The 26,354-nt window shown below is 56.7% G+C and carries 21 protein-coding genes; 13 read left to right on the forward strand and 8 right to left on the reverse strand.

Annotated elements, in window-relative coordinates; translation table 11 throughout:
* Positions 1-111: 111 nt before the first annotated feature.
* The gene (locus HBA26_RS13200; protein WP_126346042.1) at positions 112-1,575 is read left to right on the forward strand and encodes a fructuronate reductase; all 1,464 of its coding nucleotides are present in this window, start codon (positions 112-114) and stop codon (positions 1,573-1,575) included.
* 43 nt (positions 1,576-1,618) lie between these two features.
* On the opposite strand, the gene ydfZ is transcribed toward HBA26_RS13200, so the two are convergent.
* On the reverse strand, positions 1,619-1,822 hold the full coding sequence (gene ydfZ, locus HBA26_RS13205; RefSeq protein ID WP_028013008.1) for a putative selenium delivery protein YdfZ: 204 nt from the start codon (positions 1,820-1,822) through the stop codon (positions 1,619-1,621).
* A 288-nt stretch (positions 1,823-2,110) separates the two neighbouring features.
* On the opposite strand from ydfZ, the gene HBA26_RS13210 reads away from it, so the two are divergent.
* Positions 2,111-2,542 (forward strand): universal stress protein, encoded by a 432-nt coding sequence (locus HBA26_RS13210; RefSeq protein WP_041910207.1) that lies wholly within the window; start codon positions 2,111-2,113, stop codon positions 2,540-2,542.
* 33 nt (positions 2,543-2,575) lie between these two features.
* Here HBA26_RS13210 and HBA26_RS13215 read toward each other — a convergent pair whose 3' ends face one another.
* Positions 2,576-3,262 (reverse strand): GntR family transcriptional regulator, encoded by a 687-nt coding sequence (locus tag HBA26_RS13215; RefSeq protein ID WP_028013010.1) that lies wholly within the window; start codon positions 3,260-3,262, stop codon positions 2,576-2,578.
* Positions 3,263-3,353: 91 nt separating this feature from the next.
* The gene (gene ydfG, locus HBA26_RS13220; protein WP_048960516.1) at positions 3,354-4,100 is read right to left on the reverse strand and encodes a bifunctional NADP-dependent 3-hydroxy acid dehydrogenase/3-hydroxypropionate dehydrogenase YdfG; all 747 of its coding nucleotides are present in this window, start codon (positions 4,098-4,100) and stop codon (positions 3,354-3,356) included.
* Between the two features lie 142 nt (positions 4,101-4,242).
* Here ydfG and dcp point away from each other — a divergent pair, with 142 nt between their 5' ends.
* The 3 genes from dcp (at position 4,243) to HBA26_RS13235 (ending at position 9,867) form a co-directional block, all read left to right on the forward strand.
* On the forward strand, positions 4,243-6,276 hold the full coding sequence (gene dcp / locus HBA26_RS13225) for a peptidyl-dipeptidase Dcp (protein ID WP_126346043.1): 2,034 nt from the start codon (positions 4,243-4,245) through the stop codon (positions 6,274-6,276).
* A 411-nt stretch (positions 6,277-6,687) separates the two neighbouring features.
* Complete coding sequence (locus HBA26_RS13230) at positions 6,688-8,235, forward strand: methyl-accepting chemotaxis protein (protein WP_126346044.1); 1,548 nt, start codon at positions 6,688-6,690, stop codon at positions 8,233-8,235.
* A 426-nt stretch (positions 8,236-8,661) separates the two neighbouring features.
* Positions 8,662-9,867: an MFS transporter gene (locus HBA26_RS13235; protein WP_126346045.1), complete on the forward strand. Its 1,206-nt coding sequence runs from the start codon at positions 8,662-8,664 to the stop codon at positions 9,865-9,867.
* Between the two features lie 18 nt (positions 9,868-9,885).
* On the opposite strand, the gene HBA26_RS13240 is transcribed toward HBA26_RS13235, so the two are convergent.
* On the reverse strand, positions 9,886-10,875 hold the full coding sequence (locus HBA26_RS13240) for a 2-hydroxyacid dehydrogenase (RefSeq protein ID WP_028013015.1): 990 nt from the start codon (positions 10,873-10,875) through the stop codon (positions 9,886-9,888).
* Positions 10,876-11,197: 322 nt separating this feature from the next.
* On the opposite strand from HBA26_RS13240, the gene HBA26_RS13245 reads away from it, so the two are divergent.
* From HBA26_RS13245 to HBA26_RS13260, 4 genes are all read left to right on the forward strand, one after another.
* Positions 11,198-11,953, forward strand: a complete 756-nt coding sequence (locus tag HBA26_RS13245) for a DUF4225 domain-containing protein (RefSeq protein ID WP_048999433.1) — start codon at positions 11,198-11,200, stop codon at positions 11,951-11,953.
* Positions 11,954-12,495: 542 nt separating this feature from the next.
* Positions 12,496-15,135 (forward strand): YdbH family protein, encoded by a 2,640-nt coding sequence (locus HBA26_RS13250; protein WP_126346046.1) that lies wholly within the window; start codon positions 12,496-12,498, stop codon positions 15,133-15,135.
* Complete coding sequence (locus HBA26_RS13255; RefSeq protein ID WP_028013019.1) at positions 15,132-15,317, forward strand: YnbE family lipoprotein; 186 nt, start codon at positions 15,132-15,134, stop codon at positions 15,315-15,317. The genes HBA26_RS13250 and HBA26_RS13255 overlap by 4 nt, the downstream gene beginning before the upstream one ends.
* A gap of 7 nt (positions 15,318-15,324) precedes the next feature.
* On the forward strand, positions 15,325-15,642 hold the full coding sequence (locus tag HBA26_RS13260; protein WP_028013020.1) for a YdbL family protein: 318 nt from the start codon (positions 15,325-15,327) through the stop codon (positions 15,640-15,642).
* Here the strand turns inward: HBA26_RS13260 and feaR are convergent, their stop codons facing one another.
* Positions 15,643-16,551 (reverse strand): transcriptional regulator FeaR, encoded by a 909-nt coding sequence (gene feaR / locus HBA26_RS13265; protein WP_088205378.1) that lies wholly within the window; start codon positions 16,549-16,551, stop codon positions 15,643-15,645.
* A 241-nt stretch (positions 16,552-16,792) separates the two neighbouring features.
* Between feaR and HBA26_RS13270 the strand changes: the two genes are divergently transcribed.
* Positions 16,793-18,292, forward strand: coding sequence for an aldehyde dehydrogenase family protein (locus HBA26_RS13270; RefSeq protein ID WP_126346047.1), 1,500 nt, complete (start codon positions 16,793-16,795; stop codon positions 18,290-18,292).
* A 40-nt stretch (positions 18,293-18,332) separates the two neighbouring features.
* On the opposite strand, the gene HBA26_RS13275 is transcribed toward HBA26_RS13270, so the two are convergent.
* The 3 genes from HBA26_RS13275 to paaZ form a co-directional block, all read right to left on the reverse strand.
* Entirely contained in the window at positions 18,333-19,439 is a 1,107-nt protein-coding gene (locus tag HBA26_RS13275) for a GGDEF domain-containing protein (protein WP_088205379.1), read from the reverse strand.
* 118 nt (positions 19,440-19,557) lie between these two features.
* Complete coding sequence (tynA, locus tag HBA26_RS13280; RefSeq protein ID WP_126346048.1) at positions 19,558-21,831, reverse strand: primary-amine oxidase; 2,274 nt, start codon at positions 21,829-21,831, stop codon at positions 19,558-19,560.
* A 203-nt stretch (positions 21,832-22,034) separates the two neighbouring features.
* Positions 22,035-24,077, reverse strand: a complete 2,043-nt coding sequence (gene paaZ, locus HBA26_RS13285; protein ID WP_166720919.1) for a phenylacetic acid degradation bifunctional protein PaaZ — start codon at positions 24,075-24,077, stop codon at positions 22,035-22,037.
* Positions 24,078-24,362: 285 nt separating this feature from the next.
* On the opposite strand from paaZ, the gene paaA reads away from it, so the two are divergent.
* Genes paaA through paaC form a run of 3 tightly spaced genes read left to right on the forward strand, consistent with a single transcriptional unit; the run spans position 24,363 to position 26,347 of the window.
* Positions 24,363-25,292 (forward strand): 1,2-phenylacetyl-CoA epoxidase subunit PaaA, encoded by a 930-nt coding sequence (gene paaA / locus HBA26_RS13290; protein WP_192979045.1) that lies wholly within the window; start codon positions 24,363-24,365, stop codon positions 25,290-25,292.
* A gap of 12 nt (positions 25,293-25,304) precedes the next feature.
* A complete protein-coding gene (paaB, locus tag HBA26_RS13295; protein ID WP_003857353.1) occupies positions 25,305-25,592 on the forward strand; it encodes a 1,2-phenylacetyl-CoA epoxidase subunit PaaB in 288 nt (95 codons plus the stop codon).
* Positions 25,593-25,600: 8 nt separating this feature from the next.
* Positions 25,601-26,347, forward strand: coding sequence for a 1,2-phenylacetyl-CoA epoxidase subunit PaaC (gene paaC / locus HBA26_RS13300; protein WP_126346049.1), 747 nt, complete (start codon positions 25,601-25,603; stop codon positions 26,345-26,347).
* Positions 26,348-26,354: the final 7 nt, after the last annotated feature.

A 26,354-nucleotide genomic window follows, 5' to 3' on the forward strand; every position in this document is an offset into this window, starting at 1 on the left:
GCAGTAATGTTTTACCCCGGCTGCCATTCTAGTTGGTGTAGTCAGCAGGCGCTGCCGCTCTGGACTGGGGGCGGCAGCGATCCACAGCTTTCTAATTAGCGAGTCTTAATCATGGAAAACACCTTATTACAGGCCAACGCGACGCTGCCTCAGTACGATCGCGACAGCCTTAAAGCACGCATTGTACATTTAGGCTTCGGCGCATTTCACCGCGCGCATCAGGCGGTGTATGCGGACATCCTCGCGGCTGAACACGGCAGCGACTGGGGGTACTGTGAGGTTAACCTGATTGGCGGCGAGCAGCAGATTGCCGACCTGAAGGCGCAGGATAACCTCTACACCGTAGCGGAAATGTCTGCCGATGGCTGGACGTCCCGCGTGGTTGGCGTAGTCAAAAAGGCCCTGCACGCGCAGGTCGACGGGCTGGAAAGCGTGCTGGCGGCAATGTGTGAACCGCAGGTGGCGATTGTCTCGCTGACCATCACCGAAAAAGGCTACTGCCACTCTCCGGCAACCGGGCAACTGATGCTCGATCATCCTTTCATCGTTGCCGACCTGCAAAACCCGCATCAGCCGAAATCCGCGCCGGGCGTGGTGGTGGAAGCGCTGGCGCGCCGTAAAGCGGCGGGGCTGCCCGCGTTTAGCGTGATGTCCTGCGACAACATGCCGGAGAACGGTCACGTGATGCGCAATGTCACCTGCGCGTACGCCCGGGCGGTAGACGGCGAGCTGGCGGACTGGATCGAGGCTAACGTCACCTTCCCGTCAACCATGGTGGACCGCATCGTACCGGCGGTCACACCCGATACGCTGGATAAAATCGCGCAGCTGACCGGCGTACGCGATCCGGCGGCGGTGGCCTGCGAGCCGTTCCGCCAGTGGGTTATCGAGGATAACTTTGTGGCCGGGCGTCCGGAATGGGAAAAAGCCGGAGCCGAACTGGTTTCAGACGTGATCCCGTTTGAAGAGATGAAGCTGCGCATGCTCAACGGCAGCCACTCTTTCCTGGCGTACCTGGGCTATCTGGCCGGTTATCAGCACATCAATGAGTGTATGGAAGACGAACACTATCGCGTCGCCGCGCACGCGCTGATGCTCAACGAGCAGGCGCCGACCCTGAAAGTGAAGGGCGTTGATTTAGAACGCTACGCTGACCTGCTGATCGCCCGTTACAGTAACCCGGCCCTGCGCCACCGTACCTGGCAAATTGCGATGGACGGCAGCCAGAAGCTTCCGCAGCGGATGCTGGATCCCGCGCGCTGGCACCTGGTGCACCAGACGCCTTTCCCACTGCTGGCGCTGGGCGTGGCTGGGTGGATGCGCTATGTCGGCGGCGTGGACGAGCAGGGTAACGCCATCGACGTGAGCGATCCGCAGCTGGCGGTGATTCAGGCGGCGGTGAATGGAAGTGCCGAAGGGGAAAGCCGGGTTAACGCGCTGCTCGGCATTGAGGCCATTTTTGGGAAAGAGTTGCCGCGAGAAAAAGCCTTTACAGATGCCGTGATGAGCGCGTATCAGACGCTGCTGCAGAAGGGGGCAAAGACCACGGTGGCGGAGTACGTGTCCCACCTGTAATTCAACACATGCCGCCGTTCGCGGCGGCATGTTGGCGCACAATTTAGTGCATACCCAGACGAATCAGTTCAATTGGTTCGAACTTACCTTCGCATCCTTCCACTTCCACCGTTTTGCCACGGCGCACCTGCGCGGCATCCAGCCCGTCGCTGTGGATCGCCTTAATCACGCCGGTTTTGCCGGTGCCGCTAATCATGACGCGGCTGCCGGTGGTGATTGCATTGCGGTTACGGTCGTATGTCATCATGGTATTTTCTCCTCTCTAAACTATCCGTTACGGCGCTATTTCAGGTTTTGCCGTTCACGGGGCACTATAAATACGCCTGTCTGCCAGTCATGTTTTTGTTTTTGATCAAACTCACACTTTTTTCTTTATTACATGGGGCGTTGACGCTTAACGACGGCAATTTACAAAGCAGACCGTTATTTTCACTTATTGATAGTTTCTACGGGGAAGCGTTGAGGATTGGTTTATATTCCCGATGCCATTCTGGTTGCAGGAAATAACCCTTCATCGGAATAAGGAGTCAGGCTTATGTATAAGAAGATTTTGATGCCTGTTGACGTGTTTGAAATGGATTTAAGCGACAAAGCGGTTCGCCACGCGGCTAACCTCGCGAAGGCCGAGGGCGCGTCGATTACCCTGGTCAATATTCTGCCTGCCAGCAGCCGGTCTCTGCTGCGCGGATTCAACGCCGATATTAAAAAGTTTGAAGAGTATATGAGCGCAGAATCCGGGAAGAAAATGAACGAGTTAAAACGACTGTTCGATATCTCCCCGGAGAATATTCACACTCTGGTTCGTTTTGGCAGCGTCCGCGATGAAATTATCAAGCTGAGCAAAGAAGGGGAATATGACGTGATTGTCATCGGGTCAAAAAATCCGGGCATCACCACCCATCTGTTGGGGTCAAATGCTGAATCTATTCTGCGCTACGCCACAATTCCGGTGTTAGTCGTTCGCTAATTACGGCGCCGCCCGCGAAAAGGGCGGCAAATATCACTCCTCGCTAAACCACTCGCTATTTTCCTGACGAATAAGCTGCACGGATTCGCCTATCTCCTGCAGATGCAGGGTCATCGCTTTTTCCACGCCGTCCGGGTCGCGTTTTTCCAGCGCGCTGAAAATATCGTGATGCTGGCGGAGCAGCATTTCCGGCGGGGAGACGTGATCGAGGCTCATGTAGCGCACCCGGTCAATGGTGGCCTTGATATTCTCGATGGTATCCCAGGCCAGCTGGCAGTCTGCAATTTGCGCCAGCTTCTGGTGAAACTCATCATCAAGCTGGAAGAAATCGTTGAGCTGTTTACGGTCAATCGCAATGCGCTGCTGATGCAGGTTTTGCTCAAGCAGGTAACACTGGTTGTCATTAATGAGCGTCGCGGCACGGCGCACCACCGCGCATTCAATCGCCTGGCGTACGAAACAGCCGTTGCGCACCTGTGAGAGTGAAATTTTGTTCACGTAGCTGCCGCGCTGCGGGCGGATCTGAATCAGGCCGTTCTCCGCAAGCTTAATAAACGCTTCACGCACCGGCTGACGAGACACGTCAAAACGCACGGAGACCTCTTTTTCAGAAAGCGGCGTTCCCGGTGGGATCAGGCAATGGACAATATCACGTCGCAAAATGCGATAGATTTGCTGGTTTACGGGCTGGGTGGGATTGAGTTGCGATTCAGCGGCCATGAGTTGTCATTTCTCAGAGAGTTAGCCCGAACATACTACCATTCTTTTATGACCCGAAACAGACCCGGCCCGCGGGCCGGGAAGGGCTTGTTTAGCCACGATGGACGCTAAGTCCGGCAAAACTCTGGCTGACCGGCATCATTTCCACGGTATTGATGTTGACGTGTTTTGGCAGCGTCGCGACCCACCAGACCGTTTCAGTGATGTCTTCCGGCGTCAGGGCGTTGGCGTTTTCGTAGGTTTTATCCGCTTTCGCGTCATCGCCCTTGAAGCGCACGTTGGAGAATTCGGTGCCGCCTACCAGCCCCGGCTCGATATCGGTGACGCGAATGGCGGTGCCGTGCAGATCGGTGCGCAGGTTCAGGCTGAACTGGCGCACAAACGCTTTGGTCGCGCCGTAGACATTACCGCCCGCGTAAGGCCAACTCCCGGCGGTAGAACCGATGTTGATAATGTGGCCGCGGTTGCGCTCGACCATGCCCGGCAGCACCGCGCGGGTCATGTACACCAGCCCTTTGTTGTTGGTGTCGATCATGTTTTCCCAGTCTTCAACGCTGGCTTTATGGGCAGGCTCCATGCCCAGCGCCAGACCTGCGTTGTTGACCAGCACGTCGATGGCGCGCCACTCTGCCGGCAGGCTGGCAATCATCTCTTCAATGGCCGCACGGTTACGCACGTCCAGCTGCGCGGTCAGGATACTGTCACCTAAATCGTCCTTCAGCTCCTGAAGGCGCTCCTGACGACGACCCGTTGCAATCACCTTATGCCCGTTGGCGACGAAGCGACGCGTGATGCTTTCACCAAAACCTGCCGTTGCCCCGGTAACTAAAATAATCATCTCACTGTTCCTCAACGCTTTTTGTGTGGTACTAACATAGCACGCCCGCAGAGGGTGCGTTAAGGCAACATTTGTATGACGGCGTTGCAGGCGATGGCGGCCTGGCCTACTCTGGGAAGATATTCGTTCGGAGGAGTGAAAGATGACGGCCACCAACCCCTTTTTTGACATCAGCCTGCTGCCTTACCAGGCTCCCCATTTTGATACCATCAAAGACGAGCATTATCGTCCGGCCTTCGATGAAGCGCTTCGCCAGAAGCGGGCGGACATAGAGGCGATAGTCTCTCACACCGCTGCGCCAGACTTCACTAACACCGTGCTGGCGCTGGAGAAAAGCGGCGTCATGCTTGCGCGCGTCAGCAGCGTTTTCTTCGCCATGACCTCCGCGCACACCAATGCGTACCTGCAGGAACTGGAGGAGCAGCTCTCCACCGAACTTGCCGCGCTGGCGAACGACATCTGGCTGAACGACACCCTTTTCGCCCGCGTCGAGAGCGTCTGGCAGGACCGCGCCGCGCTGGATGCCGAATCCCGTCGGCTGGTCGAGGAGACGTACCAGCGCTTTATTCTGGCCGGCGCGCGCCTGAATGAAGCTGAAAAAGCCGAGCTGAAGGCGCTGAATACCGAGGCCGCGTCCCTGACCAGCCAGTTTAACCAGCGCCTGCTGGCCGCTAACAACGCGGGCGGGCTGGTGGTGGATTACGCGCACCAGCTTGAAGGCCTGAGCGCCGAAGAGATTGCCGCCGCGGCGCAGGCCGCCGCGGAAAAAGGGCTTAACGACCGCTGGCTGATCCCGCTCCTGAATACGACACAGCAGCCTGCGCTAGCCGCGCTGCGCAATCGGCAGACGCGCGAAAACCTGTTCAACGCCGGCTGGACGCGCACCCAGAAAGGGGATGAAAACGACACCCGCACGCTGATCCTGCGCCTTACGGCGCTGCGGGCGCGCCAGGCCCGTCTGCTCGGCTTTGAGGATTACGCCAGCTGGAGCATCGCCGACCAGATGGCGAAAACCCCGGCCGCCGCGCTGGAATTTATGCGCGGCATTGTGCCCGCCGCCCGCGCCCGCGCGGAACGCGAGCAGGCCGATATTCAGAAGGTCATCGACGACGAGCAGGGTGGCTTCACCGTGCAGGCCTGGGACTGGGCCTTTTATGCCGAGCGCGTGCGTCAGGCGAAATATGCCCTCGATGAATCGCAGATTCGACCCTATTTTGCGCTCAATACCGTATTGCAGGATGGCGTATTCTGGGCGGCCAGCCAGCTGTTTGGCATTCGTTTTGTGGAGCGTTTCGACATTCCGGTTTATCACCCTGACGTCCGCGTATGGGAAATTTTTGACCATACCGGTGAGGGCATGGCGCTGTTTTACGGCGACTTCTTCGCCCGCGATTCCAAGCAGGGCGGGGCCTGGATGGGCAATTTCATCGAGCAATCCTTTGAGCTTGCTGCCCGCCCGGTGATCTACAACGTCTGCAACTACCAAAAGCCGGGTAACGGCGGCGTCGCGCTTCTGTCCTGGGATGACGTGATAACCCTGTTCCACGAGTTTGGCCATACCCTGCACGGTCTGTTTGCCAGCCAGCGCTTCGCCACGCTGTCCGGTACCAATACGCCGCGTGATTTCGTTGAATTCCCGTCGCAAATCAATGAGCACTGGGCCAGCCATCCTCAGGTGTTTAGCCACTATGCCCGTCATTACGAAACCGGTGACCCCATGCCGGACGCGCTGCGGGAAAGCATGCTCAACGCGACCCATTTCAACAAGGGCTATGACATGACGGAGCTGCTGAGTGCGGCGCTGCTGGACATGAACTGGCACGGCATCAGCGAGGCCGTGTCGAGCGTTGAAGAATTCGAAGCCGCCGCGTTGAAAAAAGAGGGGCTGGATCTGCCCGCTGTACCGCCGCGCTATCGCAGCAGCTACTTTGCCCATATTTTTGGCGGCGGCTACGCGGCGGGGTATTACGCCTACCTGTGGACGCAAATGCTGGCGGACGATGGCTATCAGTGGTTCGTGGAGCAGGGTGGATTGACGCGTGAAAACGGGCAGAAATTCCGCGAGGCGATTTTGTCCCGTGGTAACAGTACGGACTTGGCTGAACTGTATCGCAGCTGGCGCGGGCACGATCCGAAGATTGAACCGATGCTGGAGAATCGCGGGTTGAGCGCATAAAGTCACTTTTAGCTAAGAAGATAACCGGGCCCCGCGCCCGGTTTTTTTTTTAAGGTCTGAAAGCCCGAAAATGGTCAAAAAAAGAGCTAAAATTTACATTTGTTAACGGTTTGAAATATATTTGTATTAAATGTGCTTAAATTTAGGCGCTTTTACCAATCTCAAATTTATAATGCTCGCAAGTTTATTTAATTATTTATGCTGACTGAAGCATGGCCGTTTATTGCATATAAGAATCATCGCAAAAAGATGATTATTATATTTTTATCTCAGCCTAAAGTATTAATTTTCTCTGCCGATTAGCATGGGTGTGGTCGTGGTGGAAACCCATTTCCATTAACCACAAAAAATAAGCCGTTATTAAAATTCATCTCCAGAAGATGAACCTATGCTAATTATTAAGGAAGAGTCATGTTTAAAAATCTCAACATCGGCACCCGGCTTACCATAGCATTTGGCGCAATTGTGGTTTTAATGTCAGTCGTCTGCGGGCTGCTCTATTTGAGCTTTGACAGAGTGACGGCCGTCAGCAAGCTCAACGTTCATAGCTATAAAGTGGTCGATAACCTTCGCTCCGTAACCGAAAACCTGATCAACATGGAAACCGGCATTCGCGGTTTTGCGCTCACCGGTAATCAGGACGTTCTTCAACCCTTCACGCAGGGGGATGAGAGGTTTAAAAGCAAAGTTGACGAAATTGCAGGGCTTACGCGTGATAACCCGTCGCAGCAGCAAAAATTAACCACCCTCTCCAGGCTTGAAGAAGAATGGAAAAGGTCATTTGCGCTGCCGTTAATCCAGCGAAGAGAGAACGTATCCCGCGGGGGGGAAGATATGGATGCGTTCATCAGTAGCCTGGAGCGTAATACCGGAAAAGAGCAAATGGACGCCATGCGGGGCGTTATTCAGCAAGCGCTGAACGACGAGTACCGCATTATGGCTGAACGTCAAACCCGACTGGCTGAAGAACGCTTCCGTACGCGCATGATGATAATCCTGGGAATGATTGCGGCGGTTGTCACCGCGCTGCTGACGGGCATTTTGCTGTCGCGCAGTATTCTCCGGCCGCTAAAGCAGGCCGTGAATACGGCGAACACTATTGCCGCCGGCGATCTCACCTCAACCATACGTATTACCCGGATGGATGAAACCGGCACGCTGCTTGCGGCTCTGGACAACATGCAGACCCAGTTGAAAACCCTTGTCACTGAAATCAAAGAGGCCGCGACGTCGGTGGATCTGGCTGCCGGTGAGATCGAGCAGGGCAATATGGAGTTATCGTCTCGTACCGAGGAGCAGGCGGCGGCGTTGCAGCAGACCGCCGCCAGCATGGAACAGCTGACGATGACCGTTCGGAACAATACCGAGGTCGCGGAGCATACGGCAACGTCAGCAAGAAAGACGGAAGCACTGGCACGTGAAGGTGAGTCTGCCGTGGGCGAAATGAGCGAAACGATGCAGAATATATCGGCTAACGCTTTGAAGATTAAAGAAATCACCAGCGTTATAGAAGGGATTGCTTTCCAGACTAATATTCTGGCGCTGAATGCGGCGGTCGAGGCTGCACGTGCCGGTGAGCATGGTCGTGGCTTCGCCGTGGTGGCGACGGAAGTCAGAAATCTTGCTCAGCGCAGCGCAACGGCGTCCAAAGAAATTGGGGCGCTGATTGAGCATGCCGTTGAGGATGTCGATAACGGTGTATCGGTGGCATCCAGAACAGCAGAGACGATTTTGCGGGCTGCGAGCAACGTGGCTACGCTTGCTGAAACTATGGACAGTCTTTCAATGGCCTCGGTTGAGCAAATGCAGGGCATCATGCAAATCAGCGCTGCTGTCACCCAGATGGATGGCGTGACGCAGGGTAATGCGGCGCTCGTTGAGCAGTCCGCAGCGGCATCGCAGGCGCTGACCGAGCAGTCCAGGGCACTGAAGCAGATGACGGAAAACTTTGCTATTTGAGCAGCAAAAGCATAATCAAAAGGTAAAGCTCCGGCGTTTTAAACGAGAATTTTAATCAAACCAGCACGGGGGCGTCTTAATAAAAAGGGGCGTCCCCGTGAATAATGAAGAAAATAGCCGAGCGTCAGTGACAAATTAAAAATACTGACTACGATTTCGTAAAACGAAAATTTAAAAGGAGTTTCTGATGTCGATTGCTGTGGTGACAGTTTTACTCTTCGTGTTGATGTTCCCGGCGGCTATTCACATTTTGCTACAGCTCGTTGGAGGCTGGTGTGACGCGTAGCTTCCCCGGTTAATCCGGTCTTTTGGGCCGTCATCTGATTTTCAATAAGCAGCGCTACGCTACATTTTTAATTTTATTGTACGATCGTCTGGACGCGGGTCATCGCGAAACGCGAGCCGGATAATTTACAGGCAGGAAGTATGTCTCTTCGTTCGCTGCGGGCGTTATGCCTGACGAGTTTTTTCATTGCGGATGTCCGTGATGGCCTTGGTCCTTTTCTCGGTATCTTTCTGACAGAACGACACTGGAGCCCCGATGATATCGGCATCCTGATGACTGCCGGTGGGCTGGCGGGATTGCTGGCTACGCTCCCGGCGGGGGTAATTACTGACACTTCGCGGAACAAACGCGCCGTACTGGCGCTGCTCTGCACTTTGATCACTCTCAGCACGCTGCTGCTCTGGTTTAGCCAGCAGACCAGCGTTGTTGCCGTCTCACAAATGGTCACCGGCATCTGCGCGGCGTTTGTCGGACCGCTCATCGCCGGGATTACGCTGGGCCTGACCGGCCAGCGCGGGTTCAGCGCGCAGATGGGCAAAAATGAGGCGTTCAATCACGGCGGCAATTTTGTCACCGCAGTGATGGCAGGCGGCATTGCCTGGTACTGGGGCGTCGGGGGGATTTTCCTGCTGATGACCTGCACGACGCTGCTGACGCTCTGCGCGCTGCTTGCCATCCGCAACGGGGACATTGATAACGATGCGGCGCGAGGGCTTTCATCCTCAGGTAGCGTTCCTGTCCCCGGCTTCGCGGTGCTGATTAAAAACCGGGCGCTGTTTGTGACCGGACTGACGCTACTGCTGTTCCACCTGGCGAATGCCGCGCTGCTGCCGATGCTGAGCATGAGGGTGGCCGCGGCACCCGCCTCGATCAACCTTGGCCTGTACGCGGCAGGCACCGTCATCATCTCGCAGGCGGTGATGATCCCCGTTGCCATCTGGGTTGCAGGCCGAATAGAACGCTACGGCTACTGGCGCTTGATTATGCTGGCGCTGCTGGTTATGCCGGTGCGCGCGGCGCTGGCGGCATCGACCGACGCGCCGTTAATGATGATCCCGGTACAAATTCTCGACGGTCTCGCCGCCGGGATCCTGGGTGTCGTCGTACCGTCGTTTATTGTGGTGCTGCTGCGCGGAAGCGGGCACGTTAATGCCGGGCAGAGTGTGGTGATGCTGATGCAGGGAGTGGGGGCAGCCATGAGCCCTGCGTTAACCGGGACGATCGCCGGTCATTACTCGTTTGCGACGGCATTCAGTGTCCTGAGCGCGATTGCGCTGGCCGCCGTCCTGCTCTGGTGGCGCGTTGCTCACCGAAGCTGGGAAACAAACGCGCCGGATGAAGCTTAGCCTCACCCGGCGTAGCATTTAAGCCAGTTCGTTAGGACACGGTTCACCCTTTTCTAACTGCTGAAGATTCCCCAGCGTGGTTTCCGAAATGCTGATCAGCGCTTCGGCAGTCAAAAACGCCTGGTGGCCAGTAAACAGGACGTTATGGCAGGCAGACAGACGGCGGAACACGTCGTCCTGGATCACATCGTTGGACTTGTCTTCAAAGAACAGATCGCGCTCGTTCTCATACACGTCCATCCCCAGCGCGCCAATTTTCTGGGTTTTCAGCGCTTCGATAGCAGCCTGAGAGTCAACCAGACCGCCGCGGCTGGTGTTGATGATCATCACGCCGTCTTTCATCTGGTCAAACGCCGCCTGGTTAAGCAGGTGGTAGTTTTCCGGCGTCAGCGGGCAGTGCAGGGAGATCACGTCGGACTGCGAGAACAGCGTTGGCAGGTCGACGTACTCCACGCCCAGATCCAGCGCTGCGGCGCTCGGGTACGGATCGAATGCCAGCAGACGCATGCCGAAGCCTTTCAGAATGCGCAGGGCAGCCACGCCAATTTTACCGGTGCCGATCACGCCCGCGGTTTTGCCGTACATGGTAAAGCCGGTCAGCCCTTCCAGCGAGAAGTTGGCGTCACGCGTACGCTGATAAGCGCGGTGAATACGACGGTTGAGCGACATCATCATGCCAATCGCATGTTCTGCTACCGCTTCCGGGGAGTACGCCGGGACGCGAACCACCTTCAGACCCAGCTCTTTTGCCGCGTCGAGATCCACGTTGTTGAAGCCGGCGCAGCGCAGGGCGATATACTTCACTCCCTGCTTTTTCAACTCTTCCAGCACCGGACGACTGCCGTCATCGTTAACAAAAATGCAGACGCCTTCACAGCCGTGCGCCGTTTTGGCGGTTTTTTCGGACAGCAGAAAGTCGAAAAATTCAAGCTCAAACCCGTAAGCTTCGTTAACATGTTGCAGATACTTTTTGTCGTACTGCTTTGTGCTATATACCGCGAGTTTCATAAGACTTTCTCCAGTGATTTTGCATTCACGTTAGCATGATTAAAATTATCTTACAATTTCTAAAATATTATTGAATTCAATAAGTTCTATCAATTATTCTAGAGCATATATACACCCTAACTCCATGATATTCATATCCAACGTTTTCTTAAGTGCGTGTTATACAAAAGACATGCCTGTTAGTTTCAATTTTCAGGAACGCAAGGGTTACCAAAGCCTGAAAACGTGGCTAAGCTTAGTTGTTGATATGACGTAGCTCTTTGAATGTATTAACATCAAAGGTAGTATTAGCATTATCGTTTAAAAATGACAGGGAGACCGAATGTACAACCATAATCGGGATAAAAGTCATTTCGAAGGGAAAGTAGTTGAGATTGAAAATCTCGCGCAACGTATTGCCACAAAGCATTTGCTTTATGGTACTTCAGGCATGTTTTTTGAAACTCAACAGCTTGTTGATCATCTGAAACGAGAGATCGAATCGCATTGCCTGACGTGGTCAGGTGGGATTCAAATACTTGATGAACAGATTCATCATCTCAAGGATCAGGATGATTTACTTACCTTCAACAAGGCTAAGCTCTACATCGTTGTTGAAAAAAATCGGACCACAACGACGACCTTAGCCCTCAAACAAATTGGTTTCGTTGCGGGTGGGGCGCAAGTGTATGGTGGCGCTAGTTTATGCGTCGGATCGCTGGGACTGGCCTGCGCCGCATATGGTGCACCTATGATTACTCATGGGTTAAACAATATGTATGAGAATGGATACTATCTTCTTTATCGGGAAGATCGGTCAGGCACGCTGAGAGATGCTTATCGTTTCGCGGCAGCGAAGCTCGGCTATGGGAATAACGAAGCTGATATTGTTTATGGCGTTGTTGATATATCATTATCAGCCTACGGTGCTGGCAGGAGAGTTCTGGCTCCCAGAGAAAAATCGTGGAGTTTGTTTCGCAACATTGAATCTGATTATATCAGAGGATGGCAGGAAGCGTCTAAAACAGCGATGGCTCTGGATTTGACCAGTGGGAGCGTCACAGGTTGGCAGATGTACCAGATAGCTAAAGAGAATTAATTATGTCGCAACAGTTTGAGTTGTCATTAACTCCCCCCATTCTACCTGCTTTATGCTATTTCATTGTTTCTATTTTAATTTTTTTCCTGTTGTACGTTGGAAAACTCAAGGTCAATAGGCTCCGTAAATATCCATTGTTCATTGCCTATACGCTGTTTGTGATAGCGATTGCAGCCATCCAGATTAATGTTTTTGCCAACGGCTATGAGTTTGTTCGCGGTTTTTTACATATCGATTTTGATCCATGGCGGTACGATTCAGTGTATTGGGGGTCGTTGATATTTGCCATGCTCTACCTATTGGCAATGCCCAGGAACAGGTATTAGTTACGCAGTGTTTTCCCGTTTTTACGTCTGAGATAATGCGTAACCCACTGAATCTAAAATGTGTTCTGTAGGTTACGCATAGCAAAAAAGTTTTCTCATACTCTTTACAGCATCTATCCTTTATCTTGGGGTTAACTTCAACTCAACCGCCAAACATGCGACAATATTCGGCATTGCCGGCTTAATTCTTTCGAAAAATCAGGACATTAACTGCCCATGAAGGGTAAATACAAAGCCGCCATTGCGGTTTTACTGCTGTTGATTTTGGTGCCGCTGACGCTGCTGATGACGCTCGCCCAGTGGGTGCCGACGCTCGCCGGGATCTGGCTCCCCGTCGGGACGCGCATTGCTTTCGAAGAGAGCCCAAAACTGACTCGCCACGCGCTGGTGATCCCCGATCTTCGCTATCTGGTGGAAGACTGTGAAATTGCCCGCATCGATAACGTGACGCTGTCACATCCTAGCCGCTGGAAACTGGATATCGGCGCGCTGGATCTTAACACCGTCTGCCTGAGCAAAATTCCCCAGTCTGCACCCTCAACGGTCGCCCCCAAAACGCTGGCCCAGTGGCAGGCTGTGTTGCCCAATACCTGGCTCACCATTCACCGTCTGACGCTCTCGCCCTGGCAGCAATGGCAGGGCGAGCTTAATGCGTCACTGACGCCCTCCAGCCAGGAGATCGCTTACCGAGGCGAACAGGTCAGCATCAAAGGCACGCTTCGCGGCCAGACGCTCTCGGTCAGCCAGTTCGATGTTCAGCTCCCTGACCAGGCGCAGCCGATTAAGCTGGTGGGCGAGTTCACTTTGCCGCTGGTGCCGGACGGCGTGCCGGTGAAAGGCCATGCGGTCGCGACCTTTAACGTGCCACAGTTAACGTCTCTGGTCGATGCCGATCTCGACTGGGAAGACAATCAGGGACAGCTGGTGGTGATGGCGCGGGATAACCCCGATCCGCTTCTCGACCTGCCGTGGCAGATCACGGCGAAACAGCTGAACATCAGCGACGGGCGCTGGAACTGGGATCTTTCGGGTATGCCGTTGAGCGGACGTGTGTCCCTTCGCGCCGACAACTGGCAGCAGGGGCTGGAGAAAGCCACCCTGACCGGACGACTGAACGTGTTGACGCAAGGCGATGCGGGTAAAGGTAACGCGGTACTGAACATTGGGCCCGGCAGGCTCAGCATGGAAAACAGCAACATGCCGCTGCATCTGAGCGGCGAGGCGAAGCAAAACGATCTCATTCTTTACGCCAAATTGCCCGCCACACTGACCGGCAGCCTGTATGAACCGCAGCTTGCTTTTGAGCCCGGCGCGCTGCTCCGCTCGCGCGGGCGCATTATTGACTCACTCGATATCGATGAAATCCGCTGGCCGCTGGCGGGCGTGAAGCTCACCCAGAAGGGCGTGGACGGGCGTCTGCAGGCTATTCTGCGTGCCCATGAAAACGAGATGGGCGGTTTTGAACTCCACCTGGACGGTCAGGCCAACGACTTTTTACCTGATAACGGCCTGTGGCAGTGGCGCTACTGGGGAAAAGGCGGCTTTACGCCGATGCATGCCCGCTGGGATGTCGCCGGGAAAGGCGAGTGGCGCGACAACCTTATTGAGCTGACGGCGCTCTCCACCGGTTTTGACAAGCTTCAGTACGGCACCATGGAGGTCAGCAAGCCGCGTCTGGTGCTGGATCGGCCTGTACGCTGGCTGCGCGATGCCGAAAAACCTGCATTCAGCGGCGCGCTGTCGCTTAATGCCGGGCAAACCCGGTTCTCCGGCGGCAGCGTATTGCCGCCCTCGGTCCTGACCTTCAGCGTCGACGGTACCGACCCGACTGTTTTTCAGTTTAAGGGCGACCTCCATGCGGACAACATCGGCCCGGTACAGGTGAACGGACGCTGGGATGGCGTGCGCCTTCGCGGGCAGGCCTGGTGGCCGAAACAGTCGCTCACCGTCTTCCAGCCGCTGGTTCCGCCGGACTGGAAAATGACGCTGCGTGATGGACAACTCTATGCGCAGGTTGCCTTCTCGGCGGCCCCCGATCAGGGCTTTGAGGCGGGCGGACACGGCGTGCTGAAATCCGGCAGCGCCTGGATGCCGGACAACCAGATCAACGGCGTCGATTTTGTGCTGCCGTTTCGCTTCAGCGAGGGGACCTGGTCCCTGGGCACGCGCGGCCCGGTCACGTTGCGCATTGGCGAAGTGGAAAACCTGGTGACCGCGCGCAACATTACCGCGGACCTGCAGGGGAATTACCCCTGGACGGAGGACAACCCGCTGCTGCTCACCAACGTTAAGGTGGAAACGCTCGGCGGGAAGATCACCATGCAGCAACTGCGGATGCCGCAGCACGATCCGGCCCTGCTGCGCGTGGACAATATCTCCTCAAGCGAGCTGATCAGCGCCGTCAACCCGAAGCAGTTTACCCTGTCGGGCCCGGTGAGCGGGGCGCTGCCGTTCTGGCTGGACAATGAAAAATGGATCATTAAAGATGGCTGGCTGACCAACCCGGGGCCAATGACGCTGCGCATCGACAAAGATACGGCAGACGCCATCGTGAAGGATAATATGGTCGCGGGCGCAGCGATTAACTGGCTCCGCTACATGGAAATTTCGCAGTCGTGGACGAGAATCAATTTAGATAACCTGGGTGAATTAACCATGCAGGCGACCATCAAGGGGACCAGCCGCGTGGACGGCAAAAGCAGCTCCGTCAATCTGAACTACACCCATGACGAGAATGTCTTTACCCTGTGGCGCAGCCTGCGTTTTGGCGACAACCTGCAAACCTGGTTTGAGCAACACGCGGCGATTCCCGGTCTCCGCAGTTCGACTGGCAAGGAAAGTGAGGAACAACAATGAAAAAGATGGCTGGTGCGCTCACCGTTGCCGCGCTACTGACTGGCTGTACGCCGCGCATTGAAGTCGCTGCGCCAAAGGAGCCGATTACCATCAATATGAATGTCAAAATCGAACACGAGATCCACATCAAGGTCGATAAAGACGTTGAAGCCCTGCTGAAATCGCGCAGCGATCTGTTCTGAGGATGCCATGAAACGATTAGCGTTGATTTTACTGGCCCTGAGTATAAACGTGCAGGCGGCTGCGCTGACCTTAAACGATGCCCGCGCGCAGGGGCGCGTGGGTGAAACCCTGAGCGGCTATCTTGCTCCGATCCAACAGGATGCCGAAACGCTGGAGCTGGTGAATCGCATTAACGCAGCGCGCACGGAGAGCTATCAGAAGCTGGCCGACAGCAATAATTTGCCGGTTGATGAAGTGGCGAAAATGGCGGGGCAAAAGCTGGTGGCCCGCGCGCAGCCGGGCGAGTACGTGAAGGGCATTAACGGTAAGTGGCTGAAAAAATAGCTAGCGGTAGCGCTTGCGGTATTCACCCGGCGAGACGCCAAAACGCTGCTTAAAGGCCGTTGAAAAGTGGCTATGGTCGGTGAATCCCCAGCTGTAGCCAATGCCCGCCAGCTTTTCATCGTCGCCGGTTGACTGCAATTCCTGCGCGCAGAGATCCAGACGACGGTTTTTAATGTACTGCGCTACCACCAGCCCCTTCTCGGCAAACATGCGGTAGAGGCTGCGTACGGACATTCCGCTCTCGGCGGCAATCCATTCCGGACGCAGCGATTCAGACTGAATATGGTTGTCAATCAGCGCCACAACGTGCTGAAACTGGCGCTCCTTGCGCGGCTGAATCACGTCGCGCTGCTGGAACGCGGGGCGCAGCAGGCAGACCATCGCCTCAAGCGCCGCTTCACTCTCCCGGTCACTCAGGTCGGGGTTGTTCATACTCTCCATCAGCAGGCGATGGCTCAGCTGTACCGTGGGTAAGGTGCGGGAAAGGGCGAGCGCGCAGCTTACCTCCTGAAAGCGGCACTGCTGCTCGATAATCTGACGGGGAACCAGCAGCGAAATCTGGCGGGACTTTTCCAGCCAGTTGATCGAGCAGGGACGAGAGGCGTCAATCAGCGTGATATCCCCGGTTCTGAGCACCGCGCGACGCTCATCCTGCTCAATTTGCGCGCTGCCTTCAAGCTGGAAGACGGTGTAGAACCAGGCATCATTACTCTGTGCGATCTCCCGTCGGGAGCGGAACAGGTTAACGCCGCCGGCGGTGACGGTACTGAGCTTCAGGCTGCGCGCGTAGCTGGTCTCCAGTTCGCCGAAGAATTTGCCTTCGGTGGGCTGGGCGTTGAAACGCCCGCAAACCTGGTTAATTTGCGCCAGCCACTGCTGGTACTGTTCCTGCTCGCTTGCACACGCCATCGTTTCTCTCGCTGCACCGTCAACGTTTTCGCATTGTTGCATTTGTGTTGCATTTTGTCAGAGCTATGAGGCTGACTATAGGAAAGAACACTCACCGGTAACAGCGATATAAGCGGCGATTATCGCGATTTGCGGCACCTGTCACAGGTGGCAAAGCGAATGTCACAGAGACAAAAGCGAGAATGCAAAACCCCACATAGACTGGATGAACACCCTGCGAAGAATAACGAAGGAGTATCCTATGTCTGAATCACAGGTGGCTGTTCTGCCTGCCGTGCAGCAGTTTTTAGACCGACACCACGGCCTGTGGATTGAAGGGCGTCAGGCCGCGTCGGACAGTGAAAAGCGGCTGAATGTCTACAATCCGGCCACGGGCGAGGTGATTGCCTCGACCGCCGATGCCAGCGTCGATGACGTTGACCGGGCCGTTATGTCCGGCTGGCGCGCCTTTGTCGCCCGCAGCTGGGCCGGAAAATTACCGGCGGAGCGCGAGCGGATCCTGCTCCATTTCGCCGATCTGGTCGAACAGCACGGCGAGGAGCTGGCCCAGCTTGAAACGCTGGAGCAGGGCAAATCAATTAACATCTCCCGTGCTTTTGAGGTGGGCTGCACCCTCAACTGGATGCGCTATACCGCCGGGCTGACCACCAAAATTACGGGCAAAACCCTCGACCTTTCTATTCCTCTGCCGCAGGGAGCGCGCTATCAGGCGTGGACGCGTAAAGAGCCGGTTGGTGTGGTGGCCGGGATTGTGCCCTGGAACTTCCCGCTGATGATCGGGATGTGGAAAGTGATGCCAGCGCTGGCTGCGGGCTGCTCTATCGTCATTAAGCCGTCTGAAACCACGCCGCTGACCATGCTGCGCGTGGCGGAGCTGGCCAGCGAAGCGGGCATCCCGGACGGGGTGTTCAACGTAGTAACCGGCAGCGGCGCGGTGTGTGGCGCAGCGCTGACCTCGCACCCGCATATTGCGAAGGTGAGCTTTACCGGCTCAACGGCAACGGGTAAGCAGATTGCCCGTGCGGCGGCGGACACGCTAACCGGAGTGACCCTGGAGCTGGGCGGGAAAAACCCGGCAATTGTACTCAAGGATGCGGACCCCGCATGGGTGATAGAAGGATTAATGACCGGCAGCTTCCTGAACCAGGGGCAGGTGTGCGCGGCGAGCTCGCGCATCTACATTGAAGCGCCGCTGTTTGACACGCTGGTGAGCGGGTTCGAACAGGCGGTGAAATCCCTGAGCGTCGGGCCGGGCATGTCGCCGGAGGCGTTTATCAACCCGCTGGTGTCGCGCGCCCACTGCGATAAGGTACAGACCTTCCTCGACGAAGCAACGTCGCGCAATGCGGAGCTGATCGTCGGTAACCGCGGCCCGGAGGGCAAAGGCTATTACGTGTCGCCTACGCTGGTGGTGAACCCGGATGCCGCGCTGCGGTTAACCCGAGAAGAGGTGTTTGGTCCGGTGGTCAACCTGGTGCGAGTATCCGACGGAGAAGAGGCGCTCCAGCTGGCAAACGACACCGAATATGGCCTGACGGCCAGCGTCTGGACGCAGAATATCAGCAAGGCGCTGGAGTACACCGATCGGCTGCAGGCGGGCACCGTGTGGGTGAACAGCCATACGCTGATTGACGCCAACCTGCCGTTCGGTGGGATGAAGCAGTCCGGTACAGGACGTGATTTTGGCCCGGACTGGCTGGACGGCTGGTGCGAAACCAAGTCGGTTTGCGTGCGGTATTAAAAAACAAGCCGGGTAAGGCGTAGCCGCCACCCGGCTTTATTTACAGCGACCACCGATCCCGCCCGGCCTCTTTCGCCCGGTACAGCGCCGCATCGGCGCGGGCAATAATCTCGGTACCCGCAAGCCCCTCGACCATACCCGCAATCCCCATACTCACGGTGACACGATCGCTGACGGATGACGCGCTGTGCGGTATCGACTCCGCGCGCAGGCCGTCCTGAATGCGTACCGCAACTTTTTCCGCGATATTCTCCGGGCAGTTAAACAGGATCACCACAAACTCCTCGCCGCCGTAGCGTGACACCACATCGTCGGGCGTTCGCACTGACTGCTTCAGCACCCGCGCCACGCGCGTCAGACAGTCGTCACCCGCCTGGTGACCGTAGGTATCGTTGTAGCGTTTGAAATAGTCAATATCCAGCATAATCAGTGAGAACGGTTTCTTCTGCTCAACCGCGTTCTCCAGCACCACTTCCATCTTCCGGCGGTTGGCGGTTGTGGTTAACGGATCCTGATGCGCCAGCGCATCCAGTCGTGAGATCAGCAGCTGGTTTTGCTGGTTACGTCGCCAGGCCTCGTCAAACCAGCTTAAGAGGATGAATCGCCCGCAGATCAGGATCAGCGAAAAGACGCTCCAGATGATAACGAAGTGAAGATTAAGGCCATCATTCAGTGCCCAGCTTGCAATCGGCAGGGTTATCCAGAGCGGGAGCACGAAGGCGAGCAACCCCACAGGGTAAAAGTAGAGGGCCGTTAACCCAGCGAGTAATAAAATAACGCACAGCGGCCAGACGTGGGGCAGCAGTAAATCGGTGATAAACCAGAAGCATGATATCGACCAGATAGCGCTACAGATACACAGCACTACGCTGATACCGGCGATGCGCCGCCAGCCCATAAGGATCAGTGCAGCCGAGAGGATAATAATGCCGAGCATCGATGCGTCGACCATTTTCATCATATGCGGCAAGTGGGGATAAAGGGGATCGCTGGCGTTAAGCAGAACATGGCGCAGCAGAATCATCACGGCGAAGCTGATGTTGACGAAAGCCAGCCAGGGCAGGTTCATCGCCAGCCCGTGCATAACCATGGCGTGGCGCGTCGGCCAGGTTGCCCGTTCCAGCGTCGGTTTTTTTCTTTTTTCCATAAAGCCCTTTCCCGTCCGGGGGAAAAATCATGCAGGTGAGATATCAGTAACTATAAGCAAGCCAGGACGATCCTCAAACGCCAGGGCAAAAAAAACCGGGCAATTGCCCGGCGGATGGTTATTTTTCGTCTTTTTTCTTCCCGAGCGTTGGCGTCTCGTCAAAGAAGTTCCACGGTTTAAGCAGGGTATGCACCCATTCCGTCGGCATGATCGGCCACTCTTCCGCGCGCGCCACGTGGGTGGTGCCGGTGGTCATCCACACCACGTCGTCCTGGTCGTTGAGCGACTCGTTATCCTTGCTGTACTGGCCCAGACCCGTATCGTGGATGGAGCGGTTAGGGAATTTCCCTTCCGGATACAGCTCGTCCGGGTGGTAACGCGTCACCCACAGCTGTTTATCCATAAAGCTCAGACGATGGTAGATCCACTCGTCCGGCGCAAATTTCGCGCCTGTCGCCACCGGATGAGTACCGCCCGCGTAAGGGATAATCTGGTACGAGACCGGGTTGCCCATGCGGTTCTCCTTGCTGGTATTGCTCAGCAGGCGGATGGTGCCCGGGTCAAACTTCTGTGCCGCCTGCTGTTCGGTATCAATATCGTACTGATTGACCTGCATGGTGCTGGTGCGCGGGCCGCCGGCGGTATTCGGCTTCACCTCCGGATCCATCGCCACCAGCTTGTTGTTGATGCCGTCCACGTCCATATCAAGACGGAAGTTATAGATGTGCTGGTGCGTGGTGCCCACGATATTATGATCGATCAGCGTGCCGTACTTTGTGTCGTCTTTGGCGGTGGCATCATGCATGGTTTTCGCCTGCACGCCTTTCACCGCCTCGATACCCGTTGCACCGGCATCAATGCCGATGGTGCCGTTTTCGTGGAACACCCAGTCGAAGATGTAATCGTAGTTGCCCACGGTACTCACCCAGCGCACCACCAGCTCGCGGCGTTCGGCGCTGACGTTCGGCTTGCCCATCTCCTGATGTTTATATTCTGGCCCCGCGTAGCGTTCGAAAATGGCGATCGCGCGCGGGATCTCCATCGGCGTGCCGGTGTAGTCTGGGATGGTTTCGTTGAGCATCACGGCGTTGGACGGCACGTCTTTACCGCGCACCAGCGGCGAGGTCAGGGTGCCCATGCCGTAGTCGCCGGAGTCGAGATAGGCCTTGAAGTACCAGCCCACGTCCGGATCGCCGTACGGGACAATCATGCCGCCGAGCGATCCCTGATACATTACCTGACGCTTTTTCCCGTTGTCGTTGTAAGTGACGGTCGAAATCATCGGGCCGACGCGGGAATCCAGGCTCAGGTGGAAATCCCAGTTCTGCCAGTGCACCATGTCGCCGGTAATGGTGTAGTTCTTGCCTTCCGGCTCAATGATGTCGAGCGGCTTTTTCGGCGTCTCGACACGGTCGCGGCCGTCATAGGGGCGCGGAGTCATCGGAACCGGCACAACGGCACCTTCTTCGATCTTCTGAATTTTTTTCTGCTCAAGATCGACCACGGCCACGAGGTTCTCGATCGGGTGGGCCCAGTAGTTGCCGTCGCCGACGTCCAGATAGCTCACCACCTTAAGCAGGCGGTCTTCCTGCTTCAGGCCGTCTTTACCGTCGAAGTAGCCGACGGTAAGCGGCGTGGTGATCACTTTTTTCGGGTCGGTGATGCCGTGTTTTTTAAGCACCTCGGCAAACTCCGGGCTCTCGTTAATGATCTGCTGAACCGCGGTGAAATCATCCAGCAGCACCATGCCGTGCGCGTCCTTCACCGGCTCCCAGCGCAGGATTTTTTTATCCTTCAGGTCCACTACGCTTTCGATAACGTGCTTGCCGTCGAGCATGACGATCTTTGCCTGGCGAGGGGCGTCCACTGCCGTACCGTTGAGCACAAAGTCCCACACTTTGGCTTTCTCTGGTTCCGCAAGGGCGATCTGGGTAAAGCGGGTATTGGGTTTAAAATCCGCAGAGGCTTTCACAATCCCGACAGCCTGCTTAATTTCGTCCGCCGTGAGCGCGTTTAGCGGGTGAGGGCGTTTTTCAACGTGGAAGGTCTGGTCAAGACCAGACTGGAAAACATCGTTGATGAAGGTCTCCGAGATAAAGGCTTTTTTGTCCTTCATCACTACCGGCACTTCAAGCTTGAGGGGGTGACCGTTGACGATGGCCGTCTTTGCGCCCGGTTTGACCTTCACGAAGGCGCCGTCTTTCGCAATGGTGAACATCTGTGCGTAATCATCCCACTGAACGTCCGCGCCAAAATCCTGCAGTGTTTTGTCCATCGGGACCATATGCGCCTCGCTGCCGTGGGCGAAAGCAGGGGATTGCCAGGCGCAACACAGCGCAACGGCCATGGCCAGTGCCGTTCTACGGGCAGAAAAAGAAGAATTGCTTCCCATCGTAGACCTCATCTTGTTGTGTTTTTAGGGTTTATTGTGTTGTGACAGCCTTATCCTGACAGGCGCCTGAGAAAAGCGTTTGCCTGCATCTGCCAGGTTATTTGTTGGTCTTGCCAGGTTAAAAAAGGCGCTGAGATAAATCACAGGTCGTGCAGAGCAATCTCCTCTCCCCGTTGGGGAGAGGGGCAGGATGAGGGCGAACGTTAGCTGAAATCACCCCGCTGGCGCGCCACCAGCGTCAGAATGGAGTAGAGCGCCACGGCCTGCTGGTGCTGGTTGAAAATCTCTACCGCCCATTCCACCACGCCGGTCGGTTTTTCCTCGGCGGTACGCTGTTTCTTCAGCGTTTTGCGCTTGCAGGTCAGACGCACCTGGATGGTGTCGCCCGGCTTGACCGGCTCGATAAAGCGCAGGTTTTCCATGCCGTAGTTGGCAATCACCGGCCCGACGCCTGCATCAACGAACAGTCCCGCCGCGGCGGAGATCAGGAAGTAGCCGTGAACCACGCGCTCGCCAAAGATCGACTCTGCCGCCCCGATCTTGTCCATATGGGCGTAGAAGTGGTCGCCGCTCAGGCAGGCAAAATTGACGATGTCCGCCTCCGTCAGCGTGCGGCGCGGCGTCAGCAGGCTGTCGCCCGGCTGCAGTTCCTCAAAGTATTTACGGAACGGATGGACGCGATCTTCCTGCACCGCTGCGCCACGCACCCACTGCTTGCCGATGGCGGCCAGCATCGTCGGGCTGCCCTGAATCGCGGTGCGCTGCAGGTAGTGCTTCACCGCGCGCAGGCCGCCCAGCTCTTCGCCGCCGCCCGCGCGGCCAGGGCCGCCGTGCATTAGCTGAGGAAGCGGGGAGCCGTGGCCGGTAGACTCTTTTGATGATTCTTCGTTAAGGATCTGAATTCGCCCGTGGGCGCGTGCCGCGCCGGCAATAAACTGGCGGGCAATGTTCAGGTCTGCGGTGACAAGCGTCCCCGCCAGGCTGCCGCCGCCCGCGCGGGCAAGCTGCATGGCGTGCTCTGCACTGCGATACGGCATCAGCGTGGCGACCGGGCCGAAGGCTTCGGTATCGTGCACCGCCGGGGTTTCATCCGGCTGCGGGCAGAACAGCAGGGTCGGCGGGAAGAACGCCCCCGCGGCCTGCAAATCCGCTTTGCCGCCCAGACGGATCTGGCAGCCTGCGGCGACCAGCCGATCCACTTTCTCCTGCACGTCTGCGCGCTGTTCAGCGTTGACCAGTGCTCCCATCTTCACTCCTTCCTGCGCCGGGTCGCCCATCACCACTTTTTCCAGACGGGCAATCAGCGCCTGGCTGACGGCATCAACCTGGCTTTGCGGGACGATAATCCGGCGAATGGCGGTACATTTCTGCCCGGCCTTGGCGGTCATTTCGCGGACCACCTCCCGAATGAACAGGGCAAACTCCGGCTGCTCCGGCGTGACGTCTTCACCCAACACGCAGCAGTTCAGGGAGTCGGCTTCCATGGTGAACGGAATCGAATTCGCCACAATATTAGGGTGCACGCGCAGGCTTTGCCCGGTGCTGGCGGAGCCGGTAAAGGTCACCACGTCCTGGCTGTCGAGCTGGTCGAGCAGATCGCCCGCGCCGCCGCAAATCAGGCTGATGGCGCCGTCCGGCACCAGTCCGCTGTCCACGATGGATTTGACCAACGCCTGCGTCACCTGCGCGGTAGCGGTGGCGGGCTTGATGATGGCGGGCATCCCGGCAAGCCAGGTCGGCGCGAGTTTTTCCAGCATTCCCCAGCAGGGGAAGTTGAAGGCGTTGATGTGTACCGCCACGCCGGATTTCGAGGTCAGAACGTGGCGCGCCGCAAAGCCGCCTTCTTTCGACAGGGGGATGAGCTCATCTTCCGGCCACAGCGTGTCGTCCGGCAGCTCGCGGCTGCCCAGGCTGGCATAAGTGAAGAGGGTGCCGATGCCGCCTTCAATATCGACCCAGCTGTCCGCCTTCGTCGCGCCCGTCTGGGCGGACAGGGCATAAAACGCCTCTTTTTCGCCGAGCAGGTGTTTCGCCACCGCTTTCAGCATGGCGGCACGTTCAATAAAGGTCATGGCGCGCAATGCCTCGCCACCATGCTCAATGGCATAGCGACGGGCGGCCGCCATGTCCAGCCCTTCGCTGGTCACTTCCCAGAGTGCTTCGCCGCTGATGGCGTGATGAATCGCGCGTTCGCGGCCCCGGCCAGACTGCCAGGTACCGGACAAGAAGCTGGCTAACTGCTGCATCGCTTATCTCCAAATGTTTCGTGATTTCACTATTAATAGTTTGATCGCGAATCATAAAAATCAAGCTGTGTTTTTAATGAATTGTTAACGTTGTGATCTGGCTGGACGAATCGCATCGCGTAAAGGCGCTTTATAAAAGGCCTGGCGTAAAAGCCTTGCGAGCAGCATCACAAAACCGGGAAACAATTCTTGGGGTTATATTTAACCTTTGTGTAACTTTTAAAAAACAAAGTGATTCAACATTTCGCTTTAATTTGCAAACTAACGAATCATAAAGGTGATGACGTGACGCAAGAACAACGGTTTGAGCAGCGCATAGCGCAGGAGACGGCGATTGAGCCTCAGGACTGGATGCCGGAAGCCTACCGTAAAACGCTGATCCGCCAGATTGGTCAGCACGCGCACTCCGAAATTGTCGGCATGCTCCCGGAAGGGAACTGGATAGCCCGCGCGCCGACGCTGCGCCGAAAAGCGATCCTGCTGGCGAAAGTGCAGGACGAAGCCGGACACGGGCTTTACCTCTACAGCGCGGCGGAAACGCTGGGCTGCGCGCGGGAAGACATCTACCAGAAGATGCTCGACGGCAAGATGAAATACTCCTCCATCTTCAACTATCCGACCCTGAGCTGGGCCGATATCGGCGTGATCGGCTGGCTGGTGGACGGGGCGGCCATCGTCAACCAGGTGGCGCTGTGCCGGACCTCCTACGGCCCGTATGCCCGGGCGATGGTGAAAATCTGTAAAGAAGAGAGCTTCCACCAGCGTCAGGGCTTTGAGGCCTGCATGGCGCTGGCGCAGGGCAGTGAGGCCCAGCGTCAGATGCTGCAGGACGCCATCAACCGCTTCTGGTGGCCGGCGCTGATGATGTTCGGGCCGAACGACGACAACTCGCCTAACAGCGCCCGCAGCCTGGCCTGGAAAATCAAACGCTTCGGTAACGATGAGCTGCGCCAGCGCTTTGTCGACAACACGGTGCCGCAGGTGGAGATGCTCGGCATGACGGTGCCGGATCCGGACCTGCGTTTCGATGAAGAGAGCGGTCACTACCGCTTCGGCGAGATCGACTGGCAGGAGTTTGACGAGGTCATTAACGGGCGCGGCATCTGTAACCACGAACGTCTGGCCGCGAAACGCAAAGCCTGGGACGACGGGGCGTGGGTGCGGGAAGCCGCGCTGGTGCACGCCGAAAAACAACGTACCCGTCAGGCCGCATAAGAGGAAATAACCATGAGCAATGTCTACTGGCCGCTGTACGAAGTGTTCGTACGCAGCAAACAAGGGTTATCCCACCGTCACGTGGGCAGCCTGCATGCCGCCGACGATCGCATGGCGCTGGAAAATGCCCGTGATGCCTACACCCGCCGCAGCGAAGGGTGTTCTATCTGGGTGGTGAAGGCGAGTGAAATTGTGGCCTCCCAGCCGGAAGAGAGCGGCGAGTTCTTCGACCCGGCGGAAAGCAAGGTTTACCGCCATCCGACGTTCTACACCATCCCTGACGGCATCGAGCATATGTGAGGCAAAGAATGAACTCAGTGACTGCCTATGCCCTGCGTCTGGGCGACAACGGTCTGGTGCTCTCCCAGCGTCTCGGCGCCTGGTGCGGCCACGCGCCTGAACTGGAAATTGACCTCGCGCTCGCCAATATCGGCCTCGACCTGCTGGGGCAGGCGCGCAATTTTCTGACCTATGCCGCGGAATTAGAAGGCCATGGCGATGAAGACACGCTGGCGTTTGGCCGCGACGAGCGCCAGTTCCGCAACGTCCTGCTGGTGGAGCAGCCGAACGGCAGCTTCGCCGACACGATTGCCCGCCAGTACCTGATGGACGCCTGGAACGTGGCGCTGTACGAACGCCTGACACAGAGCAGCGACGGCCAGCTTGCTGCCATCGCCGCCAAAGCGATCAAAGAGGCGCGCTACCACCTGCGCTTCAGCCGCGGCTGGCTGGTGCGGCTGGGCGACGGGACCGAAACCTCCGCGCAAAAAATGCAGCAGGCCATCGACAGCCTGTGGCGGTTTACGGCGGAGCTGTTTGACGCCGATGAGGTCGAGCTTGAGCTGATTGACGCCGGCGTGGCGGTGGATCCGCGAACCCTGCGCCAGCCGTGGGAAAGCGAAGTGTTTGCTGGTCTGAAAGAAGCCTGTCTGCAGGTTCCCGCAGAGGTGGCGTACCGCACCGGGGGCAAGAAGGGGCTTCATACCGAACATCTGGGCCCGATGCTGGCGGAAATGCAGTATCTCCAGCGCGCGTATCCCGGTCAGCAGTGGTAAAGGAGAA

This window comes from Enterobacter sp. 725m/11 (assembly GCF_011683705.1).
Lineage (GTDB): Bacteria > Pseudomonadota > Gammaproteobacteria > Enterobacterales > Enterobacteriaceae > Enterobacter > Enterobacter bugandensis.